The following is a 14,329-nucleotide window of genomic DNA, read 5'->3' as shown; positions in this document are numbered from 1 at the left end:
TGTCGGAATGGTGACGACCATGGTAACCCGCTTCTGCGCTACCTTGTGACTATGTCAGCGCAGAAATCTGGATCCGAACCTGTGCGTATCGACGGACGAGACGCCCTTGACCTGTCCGGGTACCGGGTGCAGGACGTGGAGCGCTTCGTTCACGAGCAGGCGAAGAATCCCCAGCGCACCCCTTTCGAACGCGACCGGGCCCGGGTCCTGCACTCCTCGGCGCTGCGGCGCCTGGGGGCCAAGACCCAGGTGCTGGGGCCCGCCGCTGACGACTTCGTGCGCACCCGGCTCACCCACTCCCTGGAAGTGGCGCAGGTGGGGCGCGCCCTGGGGCAGGCGCTGGGATGCGACCCCGACGTCGTCGACACCGCCTGCCTGTCCCATGACCTGGGCCACCCTCCCTACGGGCACAACGGTGAGAAGGCGCTCGACGTCGTGGCCCGCCAGATCGGGGGCTTCGAGGGCAATGCCCAGACCTTCCGGATCCTCACCCGGCTGGAGCCCAAGACCCTTGACGCAGCCGGGCGGCCGGTCGGCGTCAACCTGACGCGGGCCAGCCTCGATGCCGTCGCGAAGTACCCGTGGCTCAAGGGGAGGGGGCCGGGTGGACCGAGCGGGCGCAGTGCGCGCAAGTACTCCGCCTACGACGACGACGCCGAGATCTTCGCCTGGATGCGTCAGGGGGCCCCGGAGAGCAGGCGCTGCATCGAGGCACAGATCATGGACCTGTCCGACGATGTCGGCTACTCCGTCCACGATGTCGAGGACGCGATCGCCCTGGGACGCCTGGACCCGGCCTGCCTGACCGACCCCAAGGAGGTCGATGAGCTGCTCGGGGCCACGCGGGCCTGGTACGGCACCGACCTGAGCGCCGACGCTCTTGGGGCGGCTTTCGACAGGCTGGCCGGCCGGCCCTACTGGATCCGCTCCTACAACGGCTCGGTGGCCGACGCAGCGCATCTGAAGAACCTCACCAGCGAGATCATCGGACGCTTCGTCTCCGCGGTCGCCTCCGCCACCCGCCAGACCTACGGCGACGGGCCCCTGACCCGTTACGAGGCCGAGCTCGTCATCCCCGAGGAGACGGCCGCGGAGATCCTCCTGCTCAAGGGCATCGCCGTGCGCTACGTCATGGAGCCGAGGGAGCACGAGCCGGTCTACCTGCGTCAACGAACCCTCATCTTCGACCTCGCCGACGTCCTCATGACCGGCGGCGGGAAGGGCATCGACCCGGTTCTGCTCGATGTCTGGCACCGGGCCGAGAACGACGATGCGCGCCTGCGGGTGGTGGTCGACCAGATCGCCTCCTTGACGGACACCTCCGCGCGGGCCTGGCACGCCCGGCTGTGCGGCATGTTCTCCGAGGTCTAGCTGTACTGGTCGGGGAGCCCCTTCAAGCCCTGGCGCAGGATGTCGGTGCCCTCGCCTACGATGGCCCTGTGGCGGGACTGATTAGACGTGAGGACATCGAGGCGGTGCGCGAGCGCGCCAGGCTTGAGGACGTCGTCAGTGAGCACGTGACCCTCAAGAGCGCCGGCGTCGGCTCGCTCAAGGGGCTGTGCCCCTTTCACGACGAACGCACTCCCTCCTTCCACGTCCGCCCCCAGCTCGGTTACTGGCACTGCTTCGGCTGCGGTGAGGGCGGTGACGTCATCACCTTCATCGAGAAGATCCACCACCTCGGATTCGCCGAGGCCGTCGAGTACCTCGCTGACCGCACCGGGGTCCAGCTGCGCTACGAGGAGGGCGGCGCGGTGCGGCGCGGGGTCGAGCCGGGCACTCGACAGCGCCTTATGGATGCCAACCGCCTGGCCGAGGCCTGGTTCCGCGAGCAGCTCGCCACCCCGGAGGCACAGCCAGGGCGGGACTTCCTCACGTCCCGGGGCTTCGACCGCCATGCCGCCGCGCACTTCGGCGTCGGCTACGCGCCCGCCGGATGGGACAACCTCGCCCGCTACCTGCGCAGCTCCGGCTACACCGAGGCCGAGCTGGTCGACTCCGGCCTGTGCAGCCGGGGCGGGCAGGACGGGCGCCGCGTCTACGACCGCTTCCGCGGCCGCCTCATCTGGCCCATCCGGGACGTCACCGGAGCCACCGTCGGCTTCGGGGCGCGCAAGCTCTTGGAGGAGGACCAGGGCCCCAAGTACCTCAACACCCCCGAGACCCCCGTCTTCCACAAGAGCCAGGTCCTCTACGGGCTGGACCTGGCCAAGCGGGAGGTCGCCCGCTCCCACCGGATCGTCGTCGTCGAGGGCTACACCGACGTCATGGCCGCCCACCTGTCCGGGGTGACCACGGCCGTGGCCACGTGCGGGACCGCCTTCGGTGCGGACCACGTGCGGGTCGTGCGCCGCCTGCTAGGGGATGTGGACGACCCGGCAGCGGGGGTGGTCACCGGTCAGGGGCGCGAGGCCCGTGGCGGCGAGGTCATCTTCACCTTCGATGGTGACGCGGCCGGTCAGAAGGCCGCGCTGCGTGCATACGCCGAGGACCAGCGCTTCGCCACCCAGACCTTCGTGGCCGTCGACCCCGGCGGCCTGGACCCCTGCGACCTGCGCATGAAGGAGGGGGATTCGGGCATCCCGCGCCTGCTGTCCCGACGGGTGCCGCTGTTCGAGTTCGTCATCCGCACCTCCCTGTCCCACCTGGACCTGGACACCTCCGAAGGCCGCGTCCGGGGGCTGCGCTCGGCGGCGCCGGTGGTGGCCGGGATCCGGGACCGGGCGCTCAAGCGCGAGTACACCCGGCGCCTGGCCGGATGGCTGGGCCTGCCCGATGCCGAGGTCCACGCCGCAGTCCAGGCCGCAAGCAGGCGAGGGGCCCAGCCCAGCACGGCGCGGGGCGGCCAGTGGCCCGCCGATGAGACTGCCGGTCCCGATGCCGCCGCCCCCGTGCGGGGGCTGCCGCCGGTGACCGACCCTGTTGAGCAGCTCGAGCGTGAGGCTCTGGCGGTTATCATCCAGTTCCCGGTGGCGGCCCACCAGGCCGGCGCAGACGAGCTGGGGGCCGACTCCTTCGGCCAGCTCACCCACCGGGCCGTCTATGAGGCCGTCGCCGCCGCCGGAGGCACTGGGGAGGTGCCGGGGCTGGTCCAGCAGGCAGTGGCCGCGGGCATGGGGGAGCAGGAGGCGCAGCGCCGGGCCACGCTGCGTTGGCTCCAGCAGGTGCGCGACGGCGCCATCGGCCTGGTCGAGGCCGCCATCACCGAGCTCGCCGTGGCACCCCTGCCCCTGCCCACGATCCGGGGACGGGGCACCGAGGTGGACGCCTCCGGTCTGGAGCGCTACGCCAAGGGCGTGCTCGACTCCCTGGCCGTCATGGGCATCAACCGTCGGCTGGTCGAGATGCGCTCACGCCACCGGCGGATGTCGCCGCAGGAGGAGGGCTACCGCGAGCTCTTCTCCCAGATCGCCGCCCTCGAGCAGCGCCGCATGCAGATCAGGCAGGGGACCTGAGGCCGGTCGGCGGCCCACGTCGGCGAGCAGGTGCAGGTAGCCTGACGGTCATGCCGATCCTGCGCCGTCGTCAAGGCACATCCACCCGCTCAACCGCCACGCTTCCGCTGGAGATGCGCGAACAGCTGCGCGAGCCCGCCCTGGGGGCCGTTCCCCTGGACGCGGAGGGCTCGACATGGGCGGTGGCCACGGCAAGTTCCCTGGTGGTCTTCAACGGGCGCAGCAGGCCCGAGACCCACCCCTGGGACGAGGTGGAGCAGGGGAGCTGGGACGGCCAGGACCGCGTCTTCACCCTGAGATGGACGCAGCAGAATCGCGAGGACCTTGCCTTGAAGGTCCCGGCCGGAGTCCGCAACGGCGATGCCTACGCCTCAGCGGACGTGGCCCCCTTCGCCAAGGCCCTGCGCCAACGGGTCGAGGCCGCCATCATCCACAGCGCCGTGGCAACGCTCCCCAGTGGCGCCATGGCCACGGCAAGTGTGCGTCGAGGCGGTGACGGCGAGCTCTACTCCGTCACCCGGCCACTGATCTCACAGGTCGACGAGGCGGAGGATCGCCGCACGCTTCGAGAGCTGGAAAACCGCGTCCGTGAGGGTGTGGGCCTGCCCACACGGTAGGATGTCCTTGGAATATCAGCGTTTCCTGTGCTTCACCGGATTCGACGTCGCCGCGGGATGTTGCTAAAGTTCACTGCGCGTCAAACGCATTCCTGCGTAGCTCAATGGCAGAGCATCCGACTGTTAATCGGACGGTTGCTGGTTCGAGTCCAGCCGCAGGAGCCACCAGGGGAGTCCTCGGTCGATCAGGCCGGGGACTCTTCCTTTTTCACGTACTCGGCCCTGGGGCCAGGTGGCCTGTTCTCGATGGTGCCGGTGCGGTGTGCGAGCAGCAGATCGCGACGTGAGCCGAACATGACCGTGTCGCGTCGGTCATGGGAGGATGCCGCCATGGCATACCGCGACATCCGCATCATCGGCGACCCGATCCTGCGCACCGAGTGCGACTGGATCACTGACATCGACGACTCCGTCAAGGCCCTGGTTGAGGACCTGCTCGAGACGGTCGATGAGGACGGCCGGGCCGGCCTGGCCGCCAATCAGATCGGGATCGGTCTGCGCGCCTTCTCCTGGAACATCGACGGCGAGATCGGCTACATCCTCAACCCCAAGATCGTCGAGGTCTCCAAGGACGAGTACCAGGACGGGGACGAGGGCTGCCTGTCAGTGCCGGGTCTGTGGTTCCCCACGGAGCGGGCCTGGTACGCCCGTGCTGAGGGAGTGGACCTGGACGGCAAGGAGGTCGTCGTCGAGGGGGAGGAGCTCATGGCTCGTTGCATCCAGCACGAGTGCGACCACCTGGAGGGCCACCTCTACCTCGACCGTCTCGACCGCAAGAACCGAGCCAAGGCGATGAAGGAGCTGCGAGCGCAGGGACTGTAACGTCCCCAGGACGCAAACCGGGTGGGGCAACAGGTTGCGAGACCTGTTGCCCCACCCGATTTTCAGCAGGCGATGAGGCGTTCTGTGCTCGGCGTTCCTAGCCGACGCGGTGCAGCCAGCGCACGGGCGCACCGGCTCCGGCGTAGCGGAAGGGCTCGAGCTCGTCATCCCAGGCCTGGCCCAGAGCCAGGTCGAGCTCGCGGCGCATCCGGTCAGGATCAGCCGCGTAGACGAGCGCAGCACGGATCCGGTCCTCAGGGACGACGACGTTGCCGTGAACATCCGTCTGGGCGTGGAAGATGCCCAGGTCCGGGGTGTGGGACCAGCGGCCGCCGTCGGTGCCGACACTCGCCTCCTCGGTCACCTCATAGCGCAGGTTCGCCCAGCCGCGCAGAGCGGAGGCGAGGCTGGCTCCTGTTCCAGCGGGCCCCACCCAGCTGGTCTCGGCCCTCATCATGCCCTGGGCCGCAGGCTGCTCGGTCCAGTCGAGGTGGACACGCGAACCGAGCACCTCGGCCGCTGCCCACTCGATGTGGGGGCAGAGCGCCCGAGGTGCTGAGTGCACGAAAAGTACACCGCGGGTGTAGGCACCGATCATGAGTATCGCCTCCTGGTTGGTTTCGAGATTCGCCTTCCCCAACGGTCTCGACCCTCAACCGGGCTCATGTCATGACGTACGCGGCATGCACGGCTATTGTGCCTGACCGCACCGGCCGGGTCCAGAGCCGTGGGTCACAGGCGAGGTCTCATGGCGGCTCCCGCCTGAGTACGGCTACTGGCGGGTGAAGACCAGGGCGACGTTGTGCCCTCCGAAGCCGAAGGAGGTGCTGGCCGCCGTCGTCAGCTGGGGCAGGTCCCGGCCCTGCGGTCCAACAACGTCCAGTCCGAGCTGGGCCAGCTCTGGATCCACTCCGGCCGGCAGCAGCGTGGGCGGGGCCCAGCGCGCCTGCAGCGCCATGACGGTCAGCACCGCCTCCAGCCCCCCGGCCCCACCCAGGAGGTGACCGGTGGCGGACTTCGTGGCGCTGATGGCGGCATTCGGCACCGTCCTGGCCAGGACACCGGCCTCGACGATGTCGCCGGCCGGCGTCGAGGTGGCGTGAGCATTGACGTGCCCGACACAGCCGGGGTCAAGCCCCGCGCGCTCAAGAGCCAGCCGCAGAGCCCGCTCCTGCTCCGCACCCGATGGCTCCGGGCGTGCGACGTCGTAGGCGTCGGCGGTGACCCCGGAGCCCGCCAGCACGGCCAGAATCCGTGCTCCTCGGGCCTTGGCATGCGCGGCGCGCTCCAGGACGAGGAGCCCGGCGCCCTCACCCAGGACGAAGCCGTCGCGGTCCGGGGCGAAGGGGCGTGAGGCGGTCTGCGGGTCGGCGTTGCGCGTCGACAGGGCCCGCATGGCAGCGAAGGCAGCCACGGTCATTGGGTGGAGGGCGGCATCCGTCCCCCCAGCCACGACGATGTCGGCCCGTCCCAGCGTGATGAGGTCCGCACCGTAAGCGATGGCCTCGGCCCCGGAGGCGCAGGCCGAGACCGGAGCATGGATGCCGCCGTGGGCACCCACCTCGATACCGACAGCGGCCGCCGGGGCATTGGGCATGAGCGCCGGGACCGCCGTCGGCAGAACCCGCCGGGGCCCCTTGTCCCTCAGAGTGTCCCACGCCTCCATGACCGACAGGACCGGTCCCATGCCCGGGGAGACGGACACCGCCAGACGCTGGGAGGCGACCTGCGGGGCCCCCGCCTGCTCCCAGGCCTGGCGGGCGGCCAGCAGTGCGCACTGACTGGCGCGGTCGAGGCGGCGCAACTGGCGGGGTGGAAGCATCTCGGCAGGATCGAGCGCCAGGGGGGCGCCGATCCGCACGGGCAGGTCATGGCTCTCGACCCACTCGTGCTCGAGGGTGCGAACCGCGCAGGTCCCCTCGTGCAGGGCGCTCCAGGTGGACTCGACGTCTGCGCCCAGAGGATTGATGGTCCCCAGTCCGGTGACGACGACGTCATCCGGGCGGCACTCGGCTTCCGGGCTCATGTGTGTCGTCAGGCCTTCTTGGAGGTCACCAGGTCGACCAGCGCTCCAACGGTGGGCAGGGTCGGGATGAGGGAGTCGTCCAGGGTCACGCCGAAACGCTCCTCGACCTGGGTGGCGATGGTCAGCAGACCCAGCGAGTCGACGTCGAGGTCCTGGGCGAAGGCGGTCTCGCGGGTGATGTCCTTGGCGGCGACGCCGGACTCCTCGCTGACGATCTGGGTGATGACGGACAGGACGTCGTCCTTGCTCTGCTCAGCCATGGTGGCTCCTTCTGGTGCCGTGACGGAGCATTCAGGTTCCGTGACGGCGCAGTGACTCGATGATGGTTGTGGTTAGCCAGCGGCTGCGCCGCAGGTCAGACCATTGTCCCAGATGAGAAGGGGTGCTCCTGCATCGATGCGCCACAGGGGCCGGCTTGCGGCCGGGGCGCGGTCATAGCGCCACGACCGGACCCGTCCGAGGGTGACGGACGGGTCCGGTCGTGAAGGAGTGGACGAGGGTACGTATTAGGGCGCGGCGCGTCAGGCCTCTCGACTGACAGCGAGTCGGCCCACGATGATCGCCATGTGCAGCATGAGGCCATCACGGGCGTTCGTCGCGTCCCAGCCGACCTGCTCGCTGACCCGGCCCAGGCGGTATCGCACCGTGTTGGCGTGCACGAACAGGTTCCGAGCAGTGGCCTCCAGGCTGCCGCCCAGGGCCAGATAGGTGGCCACCGTGCTCTCGAAGGGGTCGCCCATCTCGTGCAGGGGGGCGTGCACCAGGTTGAGGATCTGCTCGCAGGCGAGCTCATCGCCGGCTAGAAGGCGCTCGGGCAGGAGATCGTCGGCGTGGACCGGGTTGGGAGCCTCGGCCCAGCCGGGAAGCGCGCGCAGCCCGGCCAGGGCCGAGCGCAGCGAACGACCCGCGTGCGAGATCCCTGGAACCACCGGGCCGACGACGGCTGACCCGCCCAGGCCGCCGGCCACCTGCATGGCCGCCTGGTCCACCAGCTGCTCAGGGGTGGCCTCCCGGCCGGAGTGCTTGGACGTCCCAGCGTGAGCCGCCTGGCTGTCGCCCAGGACGATGAGGACGGAGTCGCCGCGTACGGATACCAGACAGTCGCTGGCCAGGTTGCGGCACTCGTGGCGCAGCCTGGAGACGCCGAGCGCATCCAGAGTGGTCTTGGCAGCGATGGCCGCCACCGGCCCGGTCCCGTTCCAGCCGGCGGTTCCGGCCCGGGTCGCGGCGTCCTCGGGGGCGTCATGAAGCATCGCGTCGACCGCTACGGACTCCAACCGTGCGTCCCAGGCGCCGCGGGCCTCAGCTGCCCGGGCGTAAACCTCGGCCGCGGCGAAGCCGACGTCACGTCCGAAGGTCAGGACGAGGATGCGGACGGTGTCATGGTCCTCCTCGGGTACGGCACGAGGCGCCTCGTCAACAACAACGTCGAGGACCGTGCGCACCAGAGCCAGGGTCTGCTCCAGCGTGATGACGCCGGTCAGGGCCGCAGGCGCCACGGAGAAGATCTGCGAGGGGGTCAGCGGTGTCGAGGGGTTCTCCGCCGAGTCGACGAACATGGTGACGCCCAGGCGGGCCACCGCCGCGATCTGGTCGCGCGATCCTTCCGGCAGGGTTCGGTAGAAATCGTGGGCCGAACTGATGCGGTCCAGTGAGTGTTCAATAATTGTGTCCTGCGCCTGTCGCAGTGCAGACACTCCCGGAGCGCTCAACTCATCCATGCTGTGGATGCTACCGACTGGAATATCATGAGGACAGTAGGTTCTCGATTGGCGCGGCGTGTGATCCGACACGAGTTTGTCTTGAAAATACGGGGATAACTGAGGGTGGTGTGTCGTCGAGGCGGAGTGGATTAGGCAGGTTACAATAGCGTAACCATTGTGGAAGCCATGGTATGTGAATCTGCAATGACCTGAACGTGCGCGTCGTATGTCAGCATGGATGTGCGCAAGCAGGTGCCTAGCTAGACAACTCGGAGGCTCAGGATGACGAAGGCAACCCGCACAGAGGAAGATCTTCTTGGTGCACGGGAAGTTCCATTAGAAGCCTATTGGGGAATCCACACGCTACGTGCGATGGAGAACTTCCAGATCTCTGGATCAGTGGTTGGCGACGAAGAGGCCTTTGTTCGCGGCATGGTGCAGGTGAAGAAGGCATCAGCGTTAGCGAACAGTGATCTTGGGGCTCTTGACCCGGAGGTCGCTGGTGCGATTGTGTGGGCGTGTGACCAGGTGCTGGTTGCTGAGCGTTGCCTCGATCAGTTCCCGGTCGACCAGTTCCAGGGTGGTGCTGGGACCAGCGTCAACATGAATACCAACGAGGTGATCGCCAACCTCGCGCTGGAGTACCTGGGATATGCCAAGGGCCGTTATGACATCATCAATCCCAACGATCATGTCAACAAGTCCCAGTCGACGAACGACGCCTACCCGACCGGATTCCGTTTGGGACTGTTCGCCCTCGTCGGTTCGCTCATCGAGGAGCTCGAGCGACTCATCGCGGCGATGCGAGCCAAGGGAGCCGAGCTCGTCCATGTTCTGAAGATGGGGCGTACTCAGCTTCAGGATGCTGTTCCGATGAGCCTGGGGCAGGAGTTCGAGGCCTTCGCCGTTCTGCTGGAGGAGGAGGTCAGCCGGCTTCACAACAATGCCGCCCTGCTTCTGGAGGTGAACCTCGGGGCCACGGCGATCGGCACGGGGCTCAACACGCCTCCGGACTATCAGAGCACTGTTGTCGGGCGTCTGCGGGAGATCACCGGTCTGGACATTCGAGGAGCGCATGATCTGCTGGAAGCCACGAGTGACACGGGTGCCTACGTCTCGATGCACGCGGCGATCAAGCGTCTGGCGGTGAAGCTGTCCAAGATCTGCAACGACCTGCGCCTGCTGTCCTCCGGACCTCGTGCGGGGCTGGGGGAGATCAGGTTGCCTGAACGCCAGGCCGGATCCTCCATCATGCCGGCCAAGGTCAATCCGGTGATCCCCGAGGTGGTGAACCAGGTCTGCTTCAAGGTCATGGGAAACGATGTGGCGCTGACCTTCGCCGCTGAGGCGGGACAGCTTCAGCTCAACGTTATGGAACCGGTGATCGCCCAGGCGATTTTCGAGTCGATCAATCTGCTCACCCGCGGGATGTCGACCCTGCGGGAGCTGTGTGTCGTGGGGATCGAGGCCAACGAGGAGGTATGTCGCCGCAATGTGCTGGACTCGATTGGAATCGTTACCTACCTCAACCCGGTGATCGGTCATCACAACGGCGACCTGGTGGGCCGTGAGTGCGCCCGTTCAGGACGCAGCGTGCGAGAGGTGGTTCTGGAGATGGGGCTGCTCGAGGAGTCTGTTCTTGATGAGATTCTCAGCCCTGAGAACCTTCTGCGCCCCCATTTCCGCGACTTGAACGTCTACTCAGGATCCGATCCGTCAACTCCGCCGGTTGTGTCCGCGGCGCCTGACTCGGAGGAGTAAGGGGAATCGGCCTTCCGAAGGCCGGCGGGCGGTCAGCGGCTTGTCGCACTGCCTCGCCGACCTCAGAAGGCCGATTCCGGCTCTATCCCGCAGGGCATCATGAGAAGGATCGGCAGGAGCGGACGACCGGGGCGTGAACGTCCTTGCCGATGATGTTGAGGCCTTGCGGATCCACCTTCGCCTGCGGAGGCCTGGAGTGCCAGAAGACATAATTTTGGTTGTCACCGTCGTTCGCGCCGAACGTGACTTTATTGGAAGCGCCGACCCAGACCGTGTTGTCGAAGCCGTTGATGGTCAGTGACTCGATCTCCCCCTCGATGACGACCACGAGACTTTGTGCGGTGATTGTTACGTCTCGAGCGCCTGCCGAGACCTTGACCACCTGATCGGTGGAGAGCTCGTTAGCGGTGACACTGACCTGCTCGGAGGCCGGTATGACCTTGGTGACCTGGGCCTCCGCCTGGGCACGGGTGTCCTCCGCGTCGTTGTCGGTGAGCTCGTCGTCGTAGTCCTGGATGTCGGAGGATGTGCAGTTGCCGTACTCCAGCGGATCCATGGGACTGGTGTCCTCCAGCTTCCCTGTCGGCTCCTCCGCGGCCTCTGGGGCGGCGTCCTGAGCCTGGTCCGGCGGGGCCGAGGACGTCCCCCTGGCGCCGGTCCAGCCGACTGAGCAACCGGACAGGGTCAGTAGGCACGCGGCCATGAAGGCGGTGGAGCGCAGGAGCTGGGAGCGGGACACGGGGGGACCTCATTCGGCAGACATGGTGGTGCCGGTGGAACACGGAAGACCGCGCTCCACCGGCACCACAATTGGTCAGTGCGTCCAACTATAGCCGCACGGGGCGGATCAGGACTCCCCTCCCTGGGAGCCGGAGGTGCCTGCGTTGACGTTGGTCAAGTCATAGCGTGCAACGGCCTGGGCCAGGACGGAGCGGTCGAGGCGCCCCTGCTCCACCAGAGCCTGGAGGGCGCGCACCACCACCGACTGGGCGTCAATGAGGTAGTGGCGCCTGGCGGCGGCCCGAGTGTCGGAGAATCCGAAGCCGTCGGCGCCCAGCGTGTAGTAGTCGCCGGGCACCCAGGCGCGGATCTGGTCGGGGACCAGGTGGTCGTAGTCGCTGGTGGCGATGAAGGGGCCAGTGGCCTCGGAGAGCTTCTGCGTCAGGTAGGGGACCTGCCGCTCGCCGTCGGGGGCCAGGAAGTTGGCCTTCTCCACCTCCAGGGCCTGGCGCCGCAGCTCGTTCCAGCTGGTGACGGACCAGGTGGCGGCGCGCACGCCCCAGTCCTCGGCCAGGATACGGCGAGCCTCCTCGATCCAGGGCACTCCGACGCCGGAGGCCAGGAGCTGGACCTCGGGACCCTCGCCGTCAGGAGCCGTGCTGATGCGGTGAATACCGCGCAGGATTCCCTCGACGTCGACGCCGTCGGGCTCAGCGGGCTGGTGGATCGGCTCGTTGTAAACGGTCAGGTAGTACATGACGTCGCGGTTGCGACCCGAGTCCGGGCCGTACCAGCGCTCCAGGGCGTCACGCACGATGTGCCGGATCTCGTAGGCGTAGGCCGGGTCGTAGCTGACGACGGCGTCATTGGTGGCCGCGATCATGGGGGAGTGGCCGTCCATGTGCTGGGTGCCCTCACCGGTCAGGGTGGTGCGCCCGGCGGTGGCCCCGATGATGAAGCCGCGGGTCAGCTGGTCGCCGGCGGCCCAGAACTGGTCGCCGGTGCGCTGGAAGCCGAACATCGAGTAGAAGATGTAGACCGGGATCATGGGCTCGCCGTGGGTGGCGTAGCTCGTTCCGGCCACCTGGAACAGGGAGACCGAACCGGCCTCGTTGATGCCCGTGTGCATGAGCTGACCGGAGGTGGACTCCCGGTAGGACAGCATCATGTCGGCGTCGACCGGCGTGTAGTTCTGACCCTGGGTGTTGAAGATCTTCTTGGTGGGGAAGAGTGACTCCAGGCCAAAGGTGCGCGACTCGTCCGGAACGATCGGGACGATGCGCCGTCCGATGCCCTTGTCCTTGATGAGCTCCTTGAGCAGACGCACGAAGGCCATCGTGGAGGCGACCTCCTGCTTGCCCGAGCCGCCCTTGAGGATGTCGTAGGTCTTGTCACCGGGCAGCTCGAGCTCGACACCGGCATCGCGGCGCTCGGGGATGAAGCCGCCGAGCTGGCGGCGCCGGTCCAGCATGTAGAGCAGCGAGGGGTCGTCGGCGGCCGGCCGGTAGTACGGCGGCATCTTCGGGTTGGCCTCGAGCTGCTCGTCGGTGATCGGGATGTGGAGCCGGTCGCGCAGGGCCTTGAGGTCGTCCAGCGTCAGCTTCTTCATCTGGTGGGTGGCGTTACGGCCGGCGAAGTGGCCGCCCAGGAGGTAGCCCTTGACCGTGTGCGCCAGGATGACGGTGGGCTGGCCCTTGTGCTCCATGGCCGCCTTGTAGGCGGCGTACATCTTGCGGTAGTCGTTGCCGCCGCGCTGCAGGGCCCAGATCTCGTCGTCGGTCCAGTCCTTGACGAGCTCGGCGGTGCGCGGGTCGCGGCCGAAGAAGTGCTCACGGATGTAGGCGCCGTCGTTGGCCTTGAAGGTCTGGTAGTCGCCGTCGAGGGTCTCCATCATGAGGTGCTCGAGGGCGTGGTCCTTGTCCGCGGCGAGGAGCTGGTCCCAGCCACGGCCCCAGATCACCTTGATGACGTTCCAGCCCGCGCCCTTGAAGAAGGCCTCGAGCTCCTGGATGATCTTGCCGTTTCCGCGCACCGGGCCGTCGAGGCGCTGGAGGTTGCAGTTGATGACGAAGGTGAGGTTGTCCAGCTGCTGGTTGGCGGCCAGCTGCAGCATGCCGCGCGACTCGGGCTCGTCCATCTCGCCGTCACCCAGGAAGGCCCAGGTGTGCTGCTGAGAGGTGTCCTTGATGCCGGCGCCCTGGAGGTACTTGTCGAACCAGGCCTGGTAGATCGCCTCGGACGGGCCAAGACCCATGGAGACGGTGGGGTACTCCCAGAAGTCCTCCATGCGGCGCGGGTGGGGGTAGGAGGGCAGGCCGCGGCCACCGGCCGGGCGCGACTCCTCCTGGCGGAAGCCGTCCAGATCGGCCTCGGTGAGACGGCCCTCGATGAAGGCGCGGGCGTAGTTTCCCGGTGAGGCGTGGCCCTGGAAGAAGACGTGGTCGCCACCGCCGGGGTGGTCCTTGCCGCGGAAGAAGTGGTTGAAGCCGACCTCGTAGAGGGTCGCGGTCGAGGCGTAGGAGGAGATGTGTCCGCCGACCCCGACCCCGGGGCGCTGGGCGCGGGTGACCATGACGGCGGCGTTCCAGCGCAGCCAGCGCCGGTAGGTGCGCTCGGCGCTCTCGTCACCGGGGAAGTAGGGCTCGTTGGCGACGTCGATGGTGTTGATGTACGGCGTCGTCGTCTCGGTGGGGACCGTGACGTTCTTCTGCCGGGCCTGGGCCAGCATGCTCAGCAGGATGTAGCGCGCACGCTTGGCGCCCTTGTCCGCGATGAGGGCATCGAGGGACTCGTGCCACTCCTTGGTCTCCTCTGGGTCGTTGTCGGTCACCTTTGTCAGGAGGCCGTCAATGAGCGGCGTGGAGTCACTGGTGGGGCTCACGGAATCCTCTTTCCTCGCGTCTGTGCGGTCGGCCCGAGCCTCATTGCGTGCCGTGGCGCCGAAGGTGGCGTCGGCGTGCGCCTGAAGTCAGGCCACTGTGGATGACGGCCCTAATCTACGACCTGCAACGGCGCGAACGCTGCACCCAACGGGAGGAAAGTCCTACCTCACGTATGGTGTGGCTCACAAAGTAGTGGGTTGATTTCGGTGCCTGGGGCAGAGGGGAAGGAGCCTCGAGTTCGCGGCCGCGCTGGAACCGACCTTCAAAGGAAAGTCCAAGGTAACCTGACGTGCGTGTTCACTTGCGCGGCTGGTGCCCGGTGCGGTGGGCTAGTACCCATCGC

Annotated in this window: 11 protein-coding genes and 1 tRNA gene; 6 read left to right on the top strand and 6 right to left on the bottom strand. The window is 67.6% G+C overall.

Translation table 11 applies throughout. The annotated features are described in order from the left end of the window. The first annotated feature begins 81 nt into the window (after positions 1-81). The 5 genes from HMPREF9058_RS06090 (at position 82) to def (ending at position 4,894) form a co-directional block, all read left to right on the top strand. Positions 82-1,371 (top strand): deoxyguanosinetriphosphate triphosphohydrolase, encoded by a 1,290-nt coding sequence (locus tag HMPREF9058_RS06090; RefSeq protein ID WP_009405985.1) that lies wholly within the window; start codon positions 82-84, stop codon positions 1,369-1,371. Positions 1,372-1,439: 68 nt separating this feature from the next. Continuing rightward, on the top strand, positions 1,440-3,455 hold the full coding sequence (gene dnaG / locus HMPREF9058_RS06085) for a DNA primase (RefSeq protein WP_009405830.1): 2,016 nt from the start codon (positions 1,440-1,442) through the stop codon (positions 3,453-3,455). A 50-nt stretch (positions 3,456-3,505) separates the two neighbouring features. Next, positions 3,506-4,072 carry a hypothetical protein gene (locus HMPREF9058_RS06080; RefSeq protein WP_043537665.1) on the top strand — a complete coding sequence of 189 codons (567 nt, stop codon included), beginning with the start codon at positions 3,506-3,508 and terminating at the stop codon, positions 4,070-4,072. A gap of 90 nt (positions 4,073-4,162) precedes the next feature. After that, positions 4,163-4,237, top strand: a tRNA-Asn gene (locus tag HMPREF9058_RS06075). A gap of 165 nt (positions 4,238-4,402) precedes the next feature. After that, the gene (def, locus tag HMPREF9058_RS06070) at positions 4,403-4,894 is read left to right on the top strand and encodes a peptide deformylase (RefSeq protein WP_004564721.1); all 492 of its coding nucleotides are present in this window, start codon (positions 4,403-4,405) and stop codon (positions 4,892-4,894) included. A 97-nt stretch (positions 4,895-4,991) separates the two neighbouring features. Here def and HMPREF9058_RS06065 read toward each other — a convergent pair whose 3' ends face one another. The 4 genes from HMPREF9058_RS06065 to HMPREF9058_RS06050 form a co-directional block, all read right to left on the bottom strand. Beyond that, complete coding sequence (locus HMPREF9058_RS06065; protein WP_004564722.1) at positions 4,992-5,492, bottom strand: DUF3145 domain-containing protein; 501 nt, start codon at positions 5,490-5,492, stop codon at positions 4,992-4,994. A 174-nt stretch (positions 5,493-5,666) separates the two neighbouring features. Beyond that, on the bottom strand, positions 5,667-6,920 hold the full coding sequence (locus HMPREF9058_RS06060) for a beta-ketoacyl synthase (RefSeq protein WP_009747477.1): 1,254 nt from the start codon (positions 6,918-6,920) through the stop codon (positions 5,667-5,669). 8 nt (positions 6,921-6,928) lie between these two features. Next, positions 6,929-7,180, bottom strand: coding sequence for an acyl carrier protein (locus HMPREF9058_RS06055; protein ID WP_009747458.1), 252 nt, complete (start codon positions 7,178-7,180; stop codon positions 6,929-6,931). Between the two features lie 261 nt (positions 7,181-7,441). Next, entirely contained in the window at positions 7,442-8,641 is a 1,200-nt protein-coding gene (locus tag HMPREF9058_RS06050; protein ID WP_020991465.1) for a CdaR family transcriptional regulator, read from the bottom strand. 264 nt (positions 8,642-8,905) lie between these two features. Between HMPREF9058_RS06050 and aspA the strand changes: the two genes are divergently transcribed. Continuing rightward, positions 8,906-10,384 carry an aspartate ammonia-lyase gene (gene aspA / locus HMPREF9058_RS06045; RefSeq protein ID WP_009405789.1) on the top strand — a complete coding sequence of 493 codons (1,479 nt, stop codon included), beginning with the start codon at positions 8,906-8,908 and terminating at the stop codon, positions 10,382-10,384. Between the two features lie 97 nt (positions 10,385-10,481). Here the strand turns inward: aspA and HMPREF9058_RS06040 are convergent, their stop codons facing one another. Both HMPREF9058_RS06040 and aceE read right to left on the bottom strand, forming a co-directional pair. Then, the gene (locus HMPREF9058_RS06040) at positions 10,482-11,123 is read right to left on the bottom strand and encodes a DUF3060 domain-containing protein (protein WP_009406301.1); all 642 of its coding nucleotides are present in this window, start codon (positions 11,121-11,123) and stop codon (positions 10,482-10,484) included. Positions 11,124-11,231: 108 nt separating this feature from the next. After that, complete coding sequence (gene aceE / locus HMPREF9058_RS06035; RefSeq protein WP_009747360.1) at positions 11,232-13,985, bottom strand: pyruvate dehydrogenase (acetyl-transferring), homodimeric type; 2,754 nt, start codon at positions 13,983-13,985, stop codon at positions 11,232-11,234. Positions 13,986-14,329 lie beyond the last annotated feature (344 nt).

The organism is Actinomyces sp. oral taxon 175 str. F0384, from assembly GCF_000223355.1.
Classification (GTDB): Bacteria; Actinomycetota; Actinomycetes; order Actinomycetales; family Actinomycetaceae; genus Actinomyces; species Actinomyces oris.
This window is presented reverse-complemented; position numbering and strand designations above follow the sequence as displayed.